The organism is Leptolyngbya sp. FACHB-671, assembly GCF_014695745.1.
GTDB lineage: Bacteria > Cyanobacteriota > Cyanobacteriia > Elainellales > Elainellaceae > JAAUTN01.
In genome coordinates this window covers 86063-104326 of the sequence record NZ_JACJOV010000133.1, presented here as the reverse complement: position 1 = coordinate 104326, position 18264 = coordinate 86063, and the positions used below count along the sequence as shown (strand labels likewise).

Annotated in this window: 20 protein-coding genes; 9 read left to right on the top strand and 11 right to left on the bottom strand. The window is 49.5% G+C overall.

All coding sequences use genetic code 11. The features are described from left to right. The first annotated feature begins 111 nt into the window (after positions 1-111). Positions 112-1011, top strand: coding sequence for a GUN4 domain-containing protein (locus H6F93_RS20335; protein WP_190684507.1), 900 nt, complete (start codon positions 112-114; stop codon positions 1009-1011). Position 1012: 1 nt separating this feature from the next. Here the strand turns inward: H6F93_RS20335 and accB are convergent, their stop codons facing one another. Beyond that, positions 1013-1528, bottom strand: coding sequence for an acetyl-CoA carboxylase biotin carboxyl carrier protein (gene accB / locus H6F93_RS20330; RefSeq protein ID WP_190684504.1), 516 nt, complete (start codon positions 1526-1528; stop codon positions 1013-1015). Positions 1529-1618: 90 nt separating this feature from the next. Beyond that, positions 1619-2179 (bottom strand): elongation factor P, encoded by a 561-nt coding sequence (gene efp, locus H6F93_RS20325; protein ID WP_190644067.1) that lies wholly within the window; start codon positions 2177-2179, stop codon positions 1619-1621. Between the two features lie 211 nt (positions 2180-2390). On the opposite strand from efp, the gene H6F93_RS20320 reads away from it, so the two are divergent. The 3 genes from H6F93_RS20320 to H6F93_RS20310 all read left to right on the top strand — a co-directional run bounded on the left by H6F93_RS20320 (position 2391) and on the right by H6F93_RS20310 (position 8453). Further along, complete coding sequence (locus H6F93_RS20320; RefSeq protein WP_190684500.1) at positions 2391-3584, top strand: peptidylprolyl isomerase; 1194 nt, start codon at positions 2391-2393, stop codon at positions 3582-3584. A gap of 9 nt (positions 3585-3593) precedes the next feature. Beyond that, positions 3594-4619 (top strand): thiamine-phosphate kinase, encoded by a 1026-nt coding sequence (gene thiL, locus H6F93_RS20315; protein WP_190684497.1) that lies wholly within the window; start codon positions 3594-3596, stop codon positions 4617-4619. Between the two features lie 117 nt (positions 4620-4736). Next, a complete protein-coding gene (locus tag H6F93_RS20310) occupies positions 4737-8453 on the top strand; it encodes a hydantoinase B/oxoprolinase family protein (protein WP_190684494.1) in 3717 nt (1238 codons plus the stop codon). On the opposite strand, the gene H6F93_RS20305 is transcribed toward H6F93_RS20310, so the two are convergent. Continuing rightward, positions 8450-9343 (bottom strand): SDR family oxidoreductase, encoded by an 894-nt coding sequence (locus tag H6F93_RS20305; RefSeq protein ID WP_190684491.1) that lies wholly within the window; start codon positions 9341-9343, stop codon positions 8450-8452. The genes H6F93_RS20310 and H6F93_RS20305 overlap by 4 nt on opposite strands. Positions 9344-9512: 169 nt before the next feature. On the opposite strand from H6F93_RS20305, the gene H6F93_RS20300 reads away from it, so the two are divergent. Both H6F93_RS20300 and brnA read left to right on the top strand, forming a co-directional pair. Beyond that, positions 9513-9782: a BrnT family toxin gene (locus tag H6F93_RS20300; protein ID WP_190644062.1), complete on the top strand. Its 270-nt coding sequence runs from the start codon at positions 9513-9515 to the stop codon at positions 9780-9782. After that, positions 9763-10002, top strand: a complete 240-nt coding sequence (gene brnA, locus H6F93_RS20295; protein ID WP_190684488.1) for a type II toxin-antitoxin system BrnA family antitoxin — start codon at positions 9763-9765, stop codon at positions 10000-10002. The genes H6F93_RS20300 and brnA overlap by 20 nt, the downstream gene beginning before the upstream one ends. Before the next feature lie 83 nt (positions 10003-10085). Here brnA and xth read toward each other — a convergent pair whose 3' ends face one another. From xth to trpB, 4 genes are all read right to left on the bottom strand, one after another. Next, complete coding sequence (gene xth, locus H6F93_RS20290) at positions 10086-10877, bottom strand: exodeoxyribonuclease III (RefSeq protein WP_190644060.1); 792 nt, start codon at positions 10875-10877, stop codon at positions 10086-10088. Positions 10878-10883: 6 nt separating this feature from the next. Beyond that, a complete protein-coding gene (locus tag H6F93_RS20285; RefSeq protein ID WP_190644059.1) occupies positions 10884-11510 on the bottom strand; it encodes a ribonuclease H-like domain-containing protein in 627 nt (208 codons plus the stop codon). An 85-nt stretch (positions 11511-11595) separates the two neighbouring features. Next, on the bottom strand, positions 11596-12174 hold the full coding sequence (locus H6F93_RS20280) for a CAP domain-containing protein (RefSeq protein ID WP_242043538.1): 579 nt from the start codon (positions 12172-12174) through the stop codon (positions 11596-11598). A gap of 43 nt (positions 12175-12217) precedes the next feature. Further along, positions 12218-13486 (bottom strand): tryptophan synthase subunit beta, encoded by a 1269-nt coding sequence (gene trpB, locus H6F93_RS20275; protein WP_190684486.1) that lies wholly within the window; start codon positions 13484-13486, stop codon positions 12218-12220. Positions 13487-13618: 132 nt separating this feature from the next. Here trpB and H6F93_RS20270 point away from each other — a divergent pair, with 132 nt between their 5' ends. Next, entirely contained in the window at positions 13619-13996 is a 378-nt protein-coding gene (locus tag H6F93_RS20270) for a translation initiation factor (protein ID WP_190644056.1), read from the top strand. A gap of 61 nt (positions 13997-14057) precedes the next feature. On the opposite strand, the gene H6F93_RS20265 is transcribed toward H6F93_RS20270, so the two are convergent. Together H6F93_RS20265 and H6F93_RS20260 are read right to left on the bottom strand one after the other, a co-directional pair. Further along, complete coding sequence (locus H6F93_RS20265; protein WP_190684483.1) at positions 14058-14333, bottom strand: hypothetical protein; 276 nt, start codon at positions 14331-14333, stop codon at positions 14058-14060. Between the two features lie 203 nt (positions 14334-14536). Then, positions 14537-15328 (bottom strand): hypothetical protein, encoded by a 792-nt coding sequence (locus H6F93_RS20260; RefSeq protein ID WP_190684480.1) that lies wholly within the window; start codon positions 15326-15328, stop codon positions 14537-14539. Positions 15329-15541: 213 nt separating this feature from the next. On the opposite strand from H6F93_RS20260, the gene H6F93_RS20255 reads away from it, so the two are divergent. Further along, positions 15542-15724 (top strand): hypothetical protein, encoded by a 183-nt coding sequence (locus H6F93_RS20255; RefSeq protein WP_190684478.1) that lies wholly within the window; start codon positions 15542-15544, stop codon positions 15722-15724. A gap of 43 nt (positions 15725-15767) precedes the next feature. Here the strand turns inward: H6F93_RS20255 and H6F93_RS20250 are convergent, their stop codons facing one another. Further along, complete coding sequence (locus H6F93_RS20250) at positions 15768-16682, bottom strand: DMT family transporter (protein WP_190684475.1); 915 nt, start codon at positions 16680-16682, stop codon at positions 15768-15770. 396 nt (positions 16683-17078) lie between these two features. On the opposite strand from H6F93_RS20250, the gene H6F93_RS20245 reads away from it, so the two are divergent. Continuing rightward, a complete protein-coding gene (locus H6F93_RS20245) occupies positions 17079-17402 on the top strand; it encodes a YnfA family protein (protein ID WP_524537980.1) in 324 nt (107 codons plus the stop codon). Positions 17403-17475: 73 nt separating this feature from the next. Here the strand turns inward: H6F93_RS20245 and H6F93_RS20240 are convergent, their stop codons facing one another. Further along, positions 17476-18186, bottom strand: coding sequence for a universal stress protein (locus tag H6F93_RS20240; protein WP_190684472.1), 711 nt, complete (start codon positions 18184-18186; stop codon positions 17476-17478). Between the last annotated feature and the right edge of the window lie 78 nt (positions 18187-18264).

The window sequence follows — 18264 nt, the reverse complement described above, 5'->3', positions numbered from 1 at the left end:
ATTCTAGTTGAGTTTTTGAGGATATCCGGACTGAAATAAACTTGGTCTGTAAACTACAAAAGCTAATCTGTTTGAGTTTCAAGCAATTTACCCTATCTCAGTTGATTTCTTATGGATTGTGCCTACTACTACCAGATTCTTGACCTTAAGCCCGGTGCATCAAAGCATGAAGTGAAACAGGCATACAAGGATTTGATTGTTGTTTGGCATCCTGACCGCTTCACGCACAATCCCAGGCTCCAACAGAAAGCCCAGGAAAAGGTGAAGGAAATTAATGCAGCTTATGCTTTTCTAAAGTCCTATGACTTCGCTCCTGAAATGGGCTTTTCAACACCCTATAATGAGCCCCGCTACAACGAGCCTCCTCAAAATTCTGCTGACAACTTTACTTATCAAAATCATCAAAATACGTCTTACCAAAACGCAACTTATTCAGATTGGGCTCACCAGAACACAACTTACCAAGAAAACACGGCTTATCAAGAAAACACAACTTATCAAGCACAACCTCAATCAACCGATTTAAGTTACTTGCAGCTACTCATGGCATCGGGTCGTTGGAAAGATGCAGACCTTGAGACTAAAGCAATCTTGCTGAAGATTATGAATCGCGAAGAAGCGGGTTGGCTCAGTGAAGAAGATGTGAGAAATTTGCCTGTTGCAACACTTGCTGCGATCGATCGCCTTTGGGTCAAATATAGCAATGGCCGCTTTGGGTTTAGCACTCAAAGCAAAATTTGGCGTGAGCTAAACTGCAAAACAGACTCCTGGCTGTTTGCCCAAAGCAAGAGTGAATGCAAATTTGGAGCGCAAATTGGCTGGTATGTAAATAATATTTGGCTGCTCCAGTGGGATATGTTCAAATATGGCTTTCGTGCCCCCGCAGGTAGCCTACCAAGGGAGTACATTTTTGCCCTGAACGGCTGGTGGAGCTATTCCCAAAACTTGAGTAGTCACTTGCTGTGGCGATTTGAGGAAGTATTCTTGCGGCTAGAACCCGCTGATGTTTAATCTAGCCAGGGTTGACTCGCATCAGAGCTTGCCCGTATTCTACGGGCTCTCCGTTTTGCACCAAAATTTCTACAATTTCGCCGGATACTTCGGCTTCTAGCTCGTTCATCAGCTTCATCGCTTCGATGATGCAGACGGTTTGCCCTGGGCGAATGCGATCGCCCACTTCTACAAAAGGTGACTCGTCTGGACCGGGCGCACGGTAGAAGGTGCCGACCATAGGCGACATCACATCGACCAGGCGATCGCTTGCAGGAGGGGCAGGGGTCGGCACTGAAGCGGTGACGCTAACATCGGCTGCCGTCGTAGCTGCCCCAGGAGTTGGGGAATGCAAAATCGCTACGGGTGGCGCAAAGCCTTCTGCCCCAACGACACCGCTGGTTGGAGAGCGATCGCCAATTTGAGAACCCTTCCGCACGACTAGCTCAAAGTCATCGCTCTTTAACGTCAGTTCTGCTATATCTGTTTGATTTAGCACCGCCAGCAGTTGACGGAGTTCGTTAAAATCAAATTCCACTTATGTGACCCCTCAAAATAGGCAACAGGCAACAGGCTTGGGCTATGGCGTTTTTAGCCTATCGCCTGTCGCCACCACCCAGCTAAATCACTAATTCTCTCGTCCTAAGTATGTATCATTGCGGGTGTCAATCTTGATCCGTTCGCCAATTGAAATAAACAGCGGCACCATCACCTGAGCGCCCGTTTCAACAATTGCGGGCTTGGTGCCTCCGGTGGCCGTATCACCCTTGACTCCTGGGTCAGTTTCCGTCACCTCCAGCACGACAGAGTTGGGCAGTTCAACTTCGATGACCTGCTCCCCCCAGCGCACGACGTTTACTTCCATACCTTCTTTCAGATATTTGACGCGATCACCAATCTGCTGGGCGTTGAGGCGTCCTTCCTCGTAAGTCTCCATATCCATGAAGACGTAGTCATCAGCTTCTTTGTAGGTGTGCTGCATTGTGCTTTTTTCGAGCGTCGCCTGAGGAACCGTCTCACCGGCTCGAAACGTCCGCTCGATCACGCTGCCAGTCTGAGCATTTTTTAGCTTAGTGCGGACAAATGCAGACCCTTTCCCTGGCTTGACGTGGAGGAATTCAACCACCTTCCACACGGAGCCATCTAGCTCAATGCTGACACCTGGGCGAAAGTCATTGCTGGAAATCATGAATCTTTTGAAGGAGAACAATTGGCAACTTATTGTACCGCTCAAGTGGGTGCGTCTTCACTTTCCTGAGAAGCATTTTGGGGATTAGAGATGTGGGGATGAGGAATGGCGATCGCCATTCCCTCTCCCCATTCCCGCACTGTGGCAAGATTAAACATGGGGTTGTTCCAAAAAATCCCCGCTCTCATGCCGAGTTCTTTAAGCAATTCTGATGACTATCGCTCTTGCAAAAACGGCTAGTGAATCCCCCAAGACGAGTTCAACTGAACTTTGCAAGAGGTTTGCCAGCTTCCTTAGCCCCTACCTCAAAGCCGGAGTCTTGATTGCAGTGCAGGCTGCTCTATTTCTGGGACTCAGTACAACTTGGTGCGTTAGCCCAGCCTCAGCGGATGTGTTGATTAGCGCTTTGCCGCCTGGTAACGCTATTACTGATGGCAAAGCGTTGCTTAGATATGCATTGCCGATTGACAACACTGCTGTGCGACGAATTCAAACCAGCATTGAAGAAATTTCGGAAGTGCTGCGGGCACGCAGACGATTTGGTGCAATCAACGGCAATTTGGCTCAAGCCGAACGAATTCTCAATTCGCGCCGTTCAGAATTGCTGACTACCGTTCCCGATGAGAACAAGCCTCAAGCAGAATATCTTGTCTTGCAATTGCAGAATGAGATCAACGCTATGCGGCAAGACGTCGAAACCAAAGACAAAGAAGCGATCTGGATTCGGCGGGGCAAAATGTTGGACATGATCGGTCAGCTCGAAGAGTTGATGGTGCAAGATTTTCCCTTTGAGGTGCCTGCTGAATACAGCAATTTGCCCCAACTTAAGGGTCGTGCCACGGTTGAGGTTGAAACCAGTAAAGGCACGATGACGCTAGTCGTGGATGGCTATAGTGCTCCTGTCACCGCTGGAAATTTCGTCGATTTGGTGCAGCGTGGCTTCTATGACGGGCTAGAGTTTACCCGTGCAGAAGACTTTTACGTAGTGCAAATCGGCGATCCACCCGGAGAAGAAGAAGGCTTTATTGATCCGAACACGGGTGAATATCGGGCAATTCCTTTGGAAGTTTTGGTAGAAGGTGACACTGAGCCGACTTATGGAATCACGCTAGAGGATGCAGGACGCTATCTAGATAAGCCCGTACTACCTTTCTCTGCCTACGGCACGTTGGGAATGGCTCGTCCCGGTGAGGATGCCAATGGAGGTTCGTCGCAATTCTTTTTCTTCCTGTTTGAGCCAGAATTGACTCCTGCTGGGCTGAATTTGCTGGATGGACGTTATGCGGTCTTTGGCTACGTCATCGAGAATAAGGAAGTTCTAGAACAACTCAAGCAAGGCGACAAGATTATCTCTGCCAAAGTCGTCAAAGGCGCTGAAAATCTGGTAGAGCCGCAAGCTGCTTAAAGTTGTCTCATGTTGATTCGTGATTTGGGGGAGCAGGCGCTTTTGCAGAAATTGCAGCGTTTTTGCCCCCCTGCTGTGGTTGGTGATGATGCAGCACTCATGGCTGTGGCGACGGGCCAGTCGGTCGTGGTAACGACCGATATCCTGGTTGACGGAGTGCATTTCAGTGTGGGACTGGCATCTCCGGGTGTGCATACGACTTCTCCGGCAGATGTGGGATGGCGGGCGGCGATCGCCAACCTCTCTGACCTAGCCGCAATGGGTGCTTCTCCCTTGGGAATTACGGTTGGACTGGGTTTGCCAGGAGACTTGCCCGTGAGTTGGGTTGAGCAGCTTTACCAGGGCATAGCTGATTGTTTAGAGCAGTACAATACGCCGATTGTGGGCGGGGATGTGTGTCGCTCGACGGTGTTGACTGTGGCGATCGCTGCCTTTGGTCAGGTCTTTCCGGATCAAGCAATCCTTCGTTCTCAGGCGCAACCGGGAGATGCAATTCTGGTGACGGGTGTTCATGGAGCCTCGCGGGCTGGGCTGGAACTGTTACTGAATCCCGATGCGGGGACCGGGTTGAGTGGGGGCGATCGCGATCAGCTCATCAAAGCGCACCAGCGTCCTGCCGCACGTTTAGACATTCTGCCAATCTTGCAAGAGGTTTATTCCCTCCAATCTCCCGTCCAAATTCCCTTTAGGCTGGCTGGGATGGATAGCAGTGATGGGCTAGCAGATGCCGTCCTGCAAATTTGTCGAGCCAGCGGTGTAGGAGCCAAGTTGGAAAAGGCAAAAATTCCTATGCCGACTGCTTTTGAGCAATGGCTTGCTCCAGAGCAAGCGCTGGATTGGGCTTTGTATGGGGGGGAAGATTTTGAACTGGTGCTGTGCTTGCCTCCTGATCTGGCTGAGTCGATAAGGAACCGTTTGGGCAGTGGAGCGGCGATTGTTGGCAGTATTGTTGCAGGCAGCGAAGTTTGGTTAAGCCAGAGCAATGGACAGCCTGATGTTGCCCTTAACCTCAGTCAAGGATTTCAACATTTTTAATTTTGCAGCGCTGACAACCCTCGAATTACTGGTCGTTCAACATGTTGCAGTGATTTCCAACAGGTGTCATACAATCAAGTGAAATTGTCATGGCATTAGCCCAGTGAGCACTGCTCTATGCTGAAAGTTTTTGCCGATCGCGGGGGTACGTTTACTGACTTGGTTGCCGTGACGGATGATGAGGCGATCGCCCGTCACCTCTCTCATTCTCCTGAACGGTTTCAGGTTGTCTCGCTGCCTGATCGTCAGTGGGTGATTGTCTACAAACTGTTGTCAGAGAATCCAGAACGATATCAGGATGCAGTCATTCAAGGTATTCGAGACATTCTAGGAATTGCCTCTGATGAACCCATTCCATCAGGAGCGGTTGAGGTGGTGAAGATGGGGACAACGGTGGCGACCAATGCCCTGTTAGAGCGAAAAGGCGATCGTACCCTCCTTCTAATCACAAAAGGCTTTCGGGATGCCCTGAAAATTGGTTATCAAAATCGTCCAAATATCTTTGCGCGTCACATTGTTTTACCCGAAATGGTGTACGAACAGGTGATTGAAGTCGAGGAGCGCTACACGGCACAAGGTGAAGAACTCATTGCCATCAGCCCTGAAGAAATAGCCCGCTTAACTCAAGCATTGCAAGTTGCCTTTGAAGATGGCATTCATGCCTGTGCGATTGTATTTTTGCATGGCTACCGCTATCCCAAACATGAGCAACAGGTGATGGCGATCGCCCAACAAATCGGCTTCACTCAAATCTCTGTTTCCCATGAAGTGAGTCCATTAATGAAACTGGTGAGTCGGGGAGATACTACCGTTGTTGATGCCTACTTATCACCCATTTTGCGGCGATATGTAGAGCAGGTCGCAGCCAACCTCACCAAAACAGAAACTCACTCTACCAAACTGGAGTTCATGAAGTCGGATGGAGGACTCACTGATGCCCGACTGTTTCAAGGCAAAGACAGTATCCTTTCTGGCCCCGCTGGAGGAATTGTAGGAGCCGTCAAAACCAGCACTGGCGCTGGATTCAATCAAATTATTGGCTTTGATATGGGAGGCACCTCCACCGATGTCTCTCACTTTAATGGGGAATATGAACGCACCTTTGAAACAGAAGTAGCAGGGGTGCGACTACGTGCCCCAATGATGTCGATTCACACGGTTGCGGCAGGGGGAGGCTCAATTCTGTTTTTTGATGGTTCTCGCTATCGAGTTGGACCCGAATCCGCAGGGGCAAACCCTGGACCAGCTTGCTACCGCAAGGGTGGACCACTTGCAGTGACCGACTGTAATGTGATGTTAGGCAAAATTCAGCCAGAGTTTTTCCCTCATGTGTTTGGCGAAACAGGGAATTTGCCTTTGGATAATGCCATTGTGCAGCAAAAGTTTGCTGAGTTGAGTGCAGAAATTCACTCCAAAACAGGTGATTCTCGCACTCCAGAACAAGTGGCGGCAGGGTTTTTGGCGATCGCCATCGACAAAATGGCTAACGCAATCAAAAAGATATCGGTTCAGCGGGGTTATGACGTAACTGAGTACACTCTCTGCTGCTTTGGTGGCGCAGGTGGACAGCATGCCTGCCTGATTGCTGAAGCGCTAGGCATGACGCAAATCTTTATTCATCCCTATGCAGGCGTACTGTCAGCTTATGGTATTGGTTTAGCTGACCTTCGTACCCTCAAAGAAAAAGCAGCAGAGGTTCGCTTAACTCCAGATACAATTCCTACGCTAAAGCAGATGTTGGAGGAGTTGAGTGCAGAAGCTCAGCAGGAAATCCTGGCACAGGGAGTGAGTGGCGATCGCATCCAAACGTTGCTTAAAACTCATCTTCGCTACGAAGGCACGGATTCTGCCCTGATCGTAGACTTTGGTGATGCAGACACGATACGAACTCACTTTGAGCAGTCCTATCATCAGCGCTATGGCTTCACCATGCCTCACAAAGTCCTGATTGTGGAAGCTGTCTCAGTGGAAGCAATTGGACAAACCACGCCACTCACCGAACCTCTGCTTCCTACGGGCAGAACTACCCCGCTCAACCCGATCGCCACCGTCCAGATGTACACTCACGACACCTGGCACGACACCCCGGTTTACCAGCGAGAAGACCTGAAACCAGGCGATCGCCTTCCCGGTCCATCCCTAATCATCGAACCCACCGGCACCAATGTCATTGAACCGGGCTGGAGCGCAGAACTGACCCAGCGAAACCATTTGGTGTTAACCCAAATAAAGAGCAAAGAACAACGAACAAAAGACGAACCCCTTCTCATTTCCCAACCCTCAACCTCCAGCAAACCCGACCCTGTTCTTCTGGAAATTTTCAACAACCTATTTCGGGCGATCGCTGAAGAAATGGGCATCACATTACAAAACACCAGTTATTCCGTTAATATCAAAGAGCGGCTAGATTTCTCCTGTGCCATCTTCGACCAGCACGGTCAACTGGTTGCCAACGCGCCTCATATTCCAGTCCATCTCGGCTCTATGAGCGAGAGCGTCAGCAGTTTGATTCAAGCAAAAAGTGATGTTCTCAAATCCGGTGATGTTTACGTCTCCAACAACCCCTACAACGGTGGTACTCACCTTCCTGATATCACCGTTATCACTCCCGTTTTTGCCACTGTAGCAACTTCCCATCCCTCTACTCCTCTCTTCTACGTTGCATCTCGTGGACACCACGCTGATATTGGTGGGATTACTCCTGGCTCTATGCCGCCTCACAGCACCTCAATGGAGCAAGAAGGAGTGTTAATTGATAACTTTCAGCTTGTGAATCAAGGAGAGTTTTGTGAATCTAAATTAGTTGATCTACTCACTTCTGGGGAGTATCCGGTTCGGAGTGTTTCACAAAATATTGCTGACTTACAGGCTCAGGTTGCTGCGAATGAGCGAGGGTCACAGGAATTGCTGCGAATGGTCGAACACTATAGTTTAGAAACAGTGCGGGCTTACATGCAGCATGTGCAAAACAATGCAGAAGAGTCTGTGCGACGAGTGATTGATGTATTGCAGGATGGGCAGTTTGTTTATCCAATGGATGACGGCTGCGAGATTCGCGTGAAGATTACGATTAATCGGGGCGATCGCTCTGCCCACGTCGATTTCACAGGCACTTCACCCCAACAGCAGAGCAATCTAAATGCACCTCTTGCGATCTGCAAAGCAGTTGTTTTATATGTGTTTCGCACCCTTGTGGAAGATGATATTCCACTCAATGCGGGGTGCTTGAAACCTTTGGAAATTACCATTCCCGATGGCTGCATGTTAAATCCACATTATCCTGCTGCTGTAGTTGCGGGAAATGTGGAGACTTCACAGGCGATCGCCAACTCACTCTACGGTGCTCTCGGTGTTATGGCGGCAGCCCAAGGCACGATGAACAATTTCACCTTTGGCAATGAGCAGCACCAATACTACGAAACTATTTGTGGTGGCTCTGGCGCTGGAGCAACGTTTGACGGAACCGATGCCGTGCAAACTCACATGACTAACTCACGACTCACCGATCCAGAAGTATTGGAATGGCGGTTTCCCGTGTTGCTAGAAGAGTTTGCAATTCGGCACAACAGTGGCGGCAAAGGACACCATTCGGGAGGTAATGGCGTGATTCGCCGCATCCGTTTTCGCGAAACGATGACTGCCGCAATTCTCTCAGGGCATCGGATCATTCCCCCCTTTGGGTTGCAGGGAGGTGAACCTGGGGCGATCGGTCGTAACTTTGTAGAACGAAAGGATGGGGCGATCGCCTCTCTACCCGGTAAGGCAGAAGTACAGGTACATTCAGGTGATCTGTTTGTAATTGAAACTCCCGGTGGTGGTGGCTTTGGTGCCTAAGCCTGAGCTGGCACATACCGTCTGATGTAACTATCCAGGGTTTCCATTCTCATGTTGAAGACCGATTCTAATCGCTCGATTTCGGTAGCAGTGCAGTAAAACTCATTCGAGAGCAATGTCCGAAAAGTTCCCAGCGCCTGCTTTGCTTCAGGATTAAAGAATCCTACGACGGTGCGAATCCCATCCACAGCGCCAATGGGCGGATTAATTACAACGGGTTCCTGATTAAAAATCTGTTCAAAGATTTTTGGAATGTTGCCTCGCTCAATAATCTCTGGCCCACCAACCGCAAAGATTTGATTGCGGGCGGCGTCAATGGCTACGGAATCTACTGCAATTCGGGCTAAATCATCGGTGCTGACGATCGACGAGCGAATTCTCAGGTCACCAATAGTGAAATAAATGCCGGATTGCTTGAACCGCTCTGCCAAGGGCACAATGTTAGAAGCAAAGCCGGATGGACGCAGGATTGTGTAGTTGAGTCCGCTAGCTTGCAAGTAGTTTTCAACTGCCCGCTTTGCTTTAAATGTCGGTGCGTCTTCATAGCCGCGATCGGCTCCCAGCACGGAAATGAAGACAAAATGCTCAACTCCGGCAGCTTTTGCTGCATCAATTAAGTCAATATTGGCGCAATAGTCCAGCGTTTCAGCAGTGCCACCACCGGCTTCGCTTGCACCGTGTGCACTAATCACATAGCGAACGCCCTGACAGGCTTTTTGAATATCTCGCTCTTTCAACAGATCTCCAACAAAAATTTCTGCGCCACGACTTTCAAGTTCTGCATAGCGCGAGGTCAGACGCGCGAAGGCTCTGACGGGTTTTTCTTCTTCTCGCAACCGCTTAATGACGCGGGTGCCGAGATCTCCGGTGGCTCCAGTAACTAGAAACATGGGGATTGGGGGGTGAGGATTAGGGACGGGGGGCTAGAGGCAGATTGTATATGCTTCTTCCCGTAGGGTAGCTCAAGATTTATGTGAGGTGTGCGATCGCTCCACTCAAGGCAGAAATTAAGATGAGTGAGAGAACGCTGAGGAAAGGAGCGTATGACTCATACAGCCTATGGAGTTTGAGTATGATTCATCTAAGAGCGAATCTAATCAGGAGAAGCACAAGATTGACTTTGTAGAAGCACAGAGACTGTGGGCTGATCCTGCCAGAATTGAGATTCCAGCAAAGACTGAAGATGAGCCAAGATACTTAGTGATTGGCAAAATTCTTCAGAAGCATTGGTCAGCGGTAATTACCTATCGAAAGGGCAAGATTCGCATTATTTCTGTTCGTTGCTCCCGTGTAGAAGAGGTGAAAGTTTATGAAAGCAACCGAATTTGATAGCAAATTTGACAACGGAGAGGATATCACCGATTCTCTAGACCTCCCTCAAGCAAAACGTCCTGGATACGAACAGCAACAGATTGATGTTGATTTTCCAACATGGATGGTTGCTGCATTGGACCAGGAAGCTAAGCGGCTCGGAGTAACCCGCCAATCGATTATCAAGATCTGGATTGCGGATCGACTTGCCAAGCTTGCTCGTTCATCTGTGGATTAGGTTAGGTCAAGGTGTGAAATTTACAGGTTCAGCCAAAAGTTTCTTCGGTAAATGCTGTCCTCCAACGTAATTCTTAGTTCTGATTAAAGTTCCACAATAACGGGGGCGTGATCGCTGGGCTTTTCGAGTTTGCGGGGAGCTATGTCGATGGTGCAGCTTTTTGCGGAGTCATAAAGGGGTTGAGTGGCGTAGTGGTGGTCAATCCGCCAGCCGAGGTTGCGACGAAAAGCGGCGGTGCGATAGTCCCACCAACTGTACTGTCCCCCTTCCTGGTTAAATTTGCGAAACACGTCCTGAAGTCCCAAATCCAGGACGGCTTTCAGGCTTTCCCGCTCCAGGTCGGTTGCCATCACCATTTTTTCGCGCCCTTGAGGATTATGAATATCCAGGTCTTCAAGGGCAATGTTGAAGTCGCCGCAGATCAATAGGTTGTTGGGTAACTGAAGCATCAAAGCTTGTACATACTCCCGCAAGGTTTTTAGCCAGCGCAGTTTGTACTCATATTTATCGCTGCCGACTGAAGAGCCGTTGGGTACGTAAAGGTTAATTAGTCGCACCTGATCGTTGACAATGCCGCTGATCACACGCTTTTGGTCATCAAGGTCATCCACCAGGGTTTCGGGAAGAACGGCTGAGAAGCCCATTTTCACATCGGTGAGCGGAGCGCGGCTAATCAGTGCTACACCGTTGTAGGATTTTTGCCCGTAGATGTAGAGGTGATAGCCCAGAGCTTCTAAGGGCGATCGCGGAAAGTCCTCATCCACAACCTTCGTTTCCTGCACACAAAGCACATCTACAGGATTCTCCTGCAACCAGTTGGTCACATGTTCCATTCGAGTGCGAATTGAGTTAACGTTCCAGGTTGCAATTTTCATGTTGAATTAATGCTCAAAGATGCTGGAATACTGCATCAGGTCTAGCTTGACGATGGTAGGTAGACAGGCAAAGCACTCCTGAGCTAGCTCCCAGCGTCCCTCTCGCTTCAGCATTTCGGTCAGTCTGATCCTGACGCTGAGCAAATAGCGTACATCATTTGCCGCGTAGCGAAGCTGTTCCTCAGATAGGTTGGCAGCATTTCCCCAATCAGAGCTTTGGGCGCTTTTGTCCAGCTCAACTCTCTCTAGCTCCTGCACCAGATCCTTCAATCCATGACGGGGCGTGTAGGTGCGGGCTAGCTTGCTGGCAATTTTAGTGCAGAAGGTCGGTTGAACTTGAATGTTTAAGTGATGCTGCAACGTCGCCAGGTCAAAGCGGGCAAAGTGAAACACCTTGACGGTGCTATAAGACTCGAGAACCTGTTTAAGTTTGGGTGCCTCGGTTTGCCCCAGTGCGATGCGAACGACCGCTACGTTTCCTTTGGGGTCACAAAGCTGCACCAAACAAAGGCGATCGCGCTGTGGCAACAATCCCATCGTTTCGGTATCAACAGCGATCGCCTCCGCCTGCAAATACTCAGAAAGAATCTCATCGGAGAGATCGCGATCGCACACCTGAAATTCAAATTCCATCAAGCCACACTGGAGAAACTAGACCAATTCTAGTATTCAAAAGTCTGAGTTTAGTCACTGACCCAGCGACCAGTGACCAATACCCCTAAAACGGCAACAGCCGCTTCACAAAAAGCTGCGTCAGGTAGTATTCCCCTTGCTCATTTTTGACCACACCAATGCCCGTCAGGTCAAAGTTGCCTTTAATGTTAGCGTGATGTCCGGGACTGTCGATCCAGCCTTCTACGGCTTGCGTTACAGGGTCAGCAAAACCCTGATTAAAGGCGAGATTTTCAGCAACCGTTCGGAATGGGATTTTGCGGGCGATCGCCTGTCCCCGCTGCTCAAACCCATCATGACTAAAGGGAGCTTGCCCGTCTGCCATTGCCTGACTGTGTTGGCGGGCAATTTCACTCATCTCAGCGTTTAGCTCTAGCGGCGGTAGCCCTTGTTCTGCGCGATATTGATTGATTTGAGTGTGAACTGCTTGCTCTAGCTCAGCGTAAGGGCTGGGAGGCTGGCTTTCTGAAGGGGAAGCAGCCTGCTCAGGTCGCTCAGCCGGACGTAGCTGTGGCAGCACTTCGGAGGTGACTTCTTGACAGGCGGCGATCGCCAACAAACCTGCGCCACCAACCCAAAATGCAGCAAATCTTGCAAACGAAATAAAACGAACCATGTGAACCATCGTGGAGTAAGCCTATCTACTCCACGATAGCGATCTGCAATAGCTAGCTGGTCATGTCTAAAAGCTTGGCAGCCGTTTGCACATCTTTGTCGCCTCGTCCTGAGCAGTTGATCACGACGCGAGGGTTGCCTGTAAGTTGAGGACAGAGCGTGTTGAGGAAAGCGATCGCATGAGCCGTCTCCAGCGCTGGAATAATCCCTTCCAACCGAGAAAGCTGCTGGAATCCGTCTATCGCTTCCTGATCCGTCACGCTGTAATACTCTGCCCGTCCTTCGTCTTTGAGGAAGCTGTGTTCTGGCCCAACACCGGGATAGTCCAATCCTGCGCTAATTGAATGGGGCTCAATCACCTGACCATCCTGGTCTTGCAGCAGATAGCTCATTGCCCCATGCAGCACACCAACTCGTCCTTGGGTCAAAGTTGCGGCATGTTTGCCTGTGTCAACGCCTTCACCGGCCGCCTCTACGCCAATCATTCTAACGCTGGGTTCATTCACAAATTCGTTAAACAGACCCATTGCGTTCGAGCCACCGCCAATACAGGCGAGGAGAATGTCTGGCAATCCACCCCATTTCTCCTGACACTGGACTCTGGTTTCCTGTCCAATAATGGCTTGAAAGTCTCTCACGATCATGGGGTAAGGATGTGGCCCAGCCACGGAGCCAAGAATGTAATGGGTCGTTTCCACATTTGTTACCCAATCACGAATTGCTTCAGACGTGGCATCTTTCAACGTTCCGGTTCCAGCTGCGACCGGTCGCACCTCTGCCCCCATCAGGCGCATCCGAAATACGTTGAGCGACTGCCGCTCCATATCGTGAACGCCCATGTAGATGATGCAGGTCAAACCAAATCGAGCGCAAACCGTTGCAGTCGCTACGCCGTGCTGTCCTGCCCCCGTTTCGGCAATAATCCGCTGTTTGCCCATTCGCTTTGCCAGCAACACCTGCCCCAGCGCATTGTTAATCTTGTGTGCGCCTGTGTGGTTTAGGTCTTCTCGCTTTAAGTAAATCTGTGCGCCTGTGCCATCGGGTCGAGCGTAATGCTGCGTTAGCCGTTCAGCAAAGTAGAGCGGACTGGGTCGTCCTACATAATCGCGCATCAGCCCTTGCAGCTCTTGCTGAAACTCTGGCTGATCACGATATTCGTAGAATGCAGTCTCTAGCTCTGTCAAAGCAGGCATCAAGGTTTCAGGCACGTACTTGCCGCCAAATCGTCCGAACCGTCCTAGGTTATCTGGTCGCTGAGTCGATTCTGAAATGCTAGGAGCATCGGTGGTATTTTGGCTGGGGGAAAGGGGAGTACGTGTCACAGACCCAATTTAAGATAATGGATTAGCCCCCATTATAGAGAAATCCTGGAAGATAGAAACATTCCAGAAAATAGAACAATTGCTATTCTGCAAAGACGCGGTGAATTGCTTTCCGATAGGAGGTTTTGGGATATGGCGGCTTCTAAAGGTAAATCATCTGATTCACAAAAGTCAGGTAAAGATCGCGTTGTCTACTCCGAGTTCGGTACGCCCGATAACTCGGCTGCGATGCAACGGGGCACACCTGACCTGCCGCCCAATCAGCAAAACCTGAAGGTGCAGGCTTCCCGCAAGGGACGAAAGGGCAAAACGGTCACAGTAATCAGTGGTTTCCAATCCAATTCTGAAACGCTGGCGGCTTTGCTGAAGCAGCTTAAAGCCCAGTGTGGGGCAGGTGGAACGATCAAGGACAATGAAATTGAAATTCAGGGCGATCATGCTCAGAAGATTGCCCAATTTCTGATCCAGCTTGGTTATAAGGCAAAAGTGAGCGGCGGGTCGGGGAAGTGAGGGTGGGGCGATTGGGAGTTGGGAGGGGGCGATCGCCCTCAAAACTGGCAATTTCGAGTTCTCAGTTTGAAGCTTCTAGTTTGAGACAGGAAATTTCTAGTTTGAAACCGCAACGTTCTAATTTCAAACCGAAAGCTTTCAGGGTTAAACCGCAACGTTCTAATCTCAAATAAGAAATTTTCGATTCTAAACCGAAAGTTTTCAGGTTTAAACTGGAACGTTCTAATTTCAAACAGGAAGTTTTCAATTTCAAATCAGAAGTTCCGAGGTCAAAGCCGAAAAGTTCCAGTTCAGAACCGGAACTTTCTGGTTTAGAACCAGAAGCCTCTCCCTTCAAAGTACAGTTCCGGGATTAAAATCTGAAGTCTCTGATCCCTAACCTTTGGCTTCCCCAGTTCTTAGCCTCTGATTGGTGATCCCAAATAAAGGCTCTGCCTCCGATTGCCTAACGTTAGAAGTAGAACCTCTAAATTCCGCACGACTAATCAGAATCGCACCATAACTGGCTCCTACGCTTCAGCTTAGGAACTAGCTAGTTCTCTACTGGAAGGCTAAATAATCCACTCGTTCAATACCATCAGGTGCAAGATCTTTAACTTCAACAACCAGATCTTCATTCACCACGTGTTCTACCACAGCCAAGTCAGGAATATAAGCATCCTGCTGTTTAAGGAACTCGTCCATGAAGGAAAAAGCGGTTCTATCCCTAATTTCTCTATCTCTGATTTTACGAATATCTCTGATTCTATGAAAATTAGAACGCCTCAGCTCGGACTGAAACTGGATAGGAAAACCTACCTCATAGAAGAATTTTTCTTGTAACGCACCACTGCTGTACAGCTGATATTCAATAGACTCTCCATCACTATCCCAGTAATAAATAGCGTGAGTATTGAGCAATCTAGATAACTCTAAAGTGTCCTGGTCTTGCAACACATTGAACTTTCGTTTTGGTTTGGCTAACTCTGGGATTTCTTCAAGCTGTTGTGGCTCCGTAACATACGGCGGACGCACGAGAGATCTATATTTACTCAAATCCCCAACCCGCCGATTTTCGTCAATTCGAGAAGCTATGACAGAAGGCATATAAATCATGCTCCAGGAATGCCTCCAAAAACGAAGTACAAAAGTGCTTTCATAAAGGATTTTAATTTCCTGCCCATATACATTTTTCTCCCAAACATTCATTCCTCTTGTAGTGCTTAACGCTTGAGCGGTTTCTTCTACAGGCGCTTTAACTAAAACGAGTATGTAGACTCCGGTACGACAACTACCAAGTCCTCTAGCTTGTTCTAAGGGACACTTTATCCAATGATTAATAAAAAGAGCCATAAGTTCTTACCTGAAGACGAGGTTATAGTGGCGTTGCGGCTTTGCCTAGTTGCTAATCTCCAGCATTATCTACTTCTCAAGCTGGACTAGTTCTCAAGCTCTCTGATTGACTGACAAATCTCCTGATGTAGGTTGGGTGGAGCAAAGCGGAACTCAACTCCTGCCTCAATTCGGTTGGGTTCCGCGATGCTTCACCCAACCTACGGCATATCAATGGCTTTAAAGGTTTTGTCAGTTAACCAGCTCAAGCCCCAGTTTGGCAGTGTAATCAAGGAAATTCCCGCTTCCTCTATGGTGGCACTGGAAGCGGGAGCTTCCAAAACGTGTTCCCAAGCCGGAGCTTGGGAACGAGCAAACGCATTAATTCTTAGAGAACGATACGTTACGCTGCGCTAACACATCCTACCGGGTTGTATATCAAGCTCCTGCTGATAACTAGTTAATCCTTCCTCCTTCCATCTTCCAAGTACAGCAATCCGATCGCCCCCAATAGCAACACTGCCCCAACTATTCCCAGCGAACCCAGTTGCTCATTCAGCAGCCACCAGGCTAATACAGTCGAGACAAGCGGCTCCAGCAGGGTTGCAATACTGGCAACGGTCGCGGTGGTATGGCGAATTCCACCAAAGTAGAGCAGATAGGCGAGGGCTGTCGGGATGATGCCCAGATACAGCAGCGCTAACCAGCCCAGACCGGAGTAGTTGACTGCCAATCCAGTTCCCAGGGCAAACGGTAGGAGAATGACTGCTCCAGAGCCAAACCCAATGGTCAGCGTTTGCAGCGGATGATAGCGCTCGGCTAGCGATCGCCCACACAGCGCAACCACTGCGTAGCCCAAGGCTGAACCCAGCGCTAGCAACACACCCAACCCCATTGACTGCATTTCAGAATCGGGCTGTATGCCGACTAACAGAATTGTTCCGGCGATCGCACAGCTTCCTGCTAAGAAAACGCCGCGAGTCATCCGTTCGCGCAATAGAACGGTTGCCAGCAGTGCCACCCAGACCGGCGCAACGCAAAGTGCAATCAGCGTCGCTGCTGCTACACCAATATGGGTAATCGCTGAGAAATAGCAAACCTGATACAGCGCAGTCATTGCACCAATCAGCAGCATCAGCCCCAAATCGCGCCGCGCTACCCGAAACGTTTTGCGTCCCAAAGTAAACCCGCAAACTACAAACAGCAGCGGCAGCGAGAGCGCTAGCCGCAAAAAGCCAACCGAAAGGGGATTGGTGTCGCTCAACCGATACAGCGCTTGAATCACCACCCCAACCGTGCCCCACAGCGTTGCTGCAAGCAAAATCGAAATTAGCCCAAGGCGAGCGATCGCTTGAGCGTTGACTTGAGTTTTCATGGAAAAAATCCTTATTCCCGCAAAGGTCAATGAACCGTTTAGAAGCGAGGGCAGGATTAATAGGGGCGATCGCTAGTCAGAAATGCAAGTTCGCGCAACTGGATAAGTTGCGAACTTGTATCTGGCTTCAGCAATGCTCAAAAGAGATTCAAGCAATCAACCTGAAAAAATCTTTGCTTGTCCTGCCCTAGTGGATGCGGGCAGATGGGGGAGAAATGCAGTAAAAAGTGTTTTGTAGAGACATTTTGCTCTCAACTCTCTGTTAAGCAACTCCTTCCGATAATACCGCATAGCGAAACTCCCAAAACTATGGGTATATCGTAGGTTGGGTGAAGCAGAGCGGAACCCAACCTACATAGGAAGATTTGTCGGGGAAAGGTCGAAGAGGATGTGCCCGTGATTCAGTCAATGTTGTTTTTTGTCCTGGCTGGAGTCTGTGAAATTGGCGGTGGCTATCTGGTTTGGTTGGCGTTGCGGGAGGGAAAGAGTTATTGGTTAGCGCTAATTGGAGTGGTGATACTCGGACTGTACGGTGCCGTTCCGACGCTGCAACCGACTCATTTTGGACGTGCTTATGCTGCTTATGGGGGTGTGTTTATTGCGATGTCTATTTTGTGGGGCTGGCTAGTGGATCAGATCAGACCGGACAAGTTTGACCTTTTGGGCGGCTGGGTTGTATTGATCGGCGTTTTAATCATGATGTACGCTCCCAGGAGCTAAACAGAAAAAGCTCACCTGGTTGACGCAATGGGCAGACAAAAAGCTGCCCATTGCATCGTTGTAAACTTACCTGTTAAGCAACTGCTGCCTGAGTGGGTATACCTACCACCGAGCAAGGAAAGCGACGAGTGAGTTGACGAATCAGCCGATGATTAGCAGAAGTGCAGCCCAAAACCAGCAAATCGGCGTGTAGAGACTCCACAACCTCACGTAGCTCGCCTGCTACTGTGCCAAAGCGCAGATGGGCATCAAGAGAGCCACGCCACTCTTCTGCCATGCATCGAGCTTGCCAGAGGATACAGTCGGCTTTTTCTAGTGCACTCAGTGATGCGTCGGGGCTAGGGTGACAGGAGGTACTGCAAACGGTGGTGCGTGAAGGGCTGAGTTCTAGGGGCGATCGCATTAAAGTCGCGACATTAGAGGTGAACTGAGGTAACTGAGATACAGACTGGCTCAACTCAGAATGCTGCCCGCTATTCAAAGTGCCAAAATCGCTAGACTGCTGAAGGCTCTGAAGGTCTTCTACTACATAAACCACATGGACAGTGACTTGCTTTTTCGTGGCTAGGCGAATTTGGTGGGCAATCCATAGCGTTAGGTCTAAGGCTGCTTGACTACTGAAAGAGCCGTTGTAGCCAACAATCAAGTTGATTGTTTTGCGAGATGCAATATTTGACTTTGCTCCTCGCAGCAACAAGATTTGTTTGACCCAGTCTTCTTGCCCCAGAGTATTCTGCAGGCGTGTCAGTACAGTTTCAAGCTTTACGCCTTCTGTTTTTTTCATAGTAGTTGGACTAAAAAGGTTAAGAAATGATTTGTTTTAATCGGAAGGACGGTTTAGAGAATTTGGAGAATCTTGGCT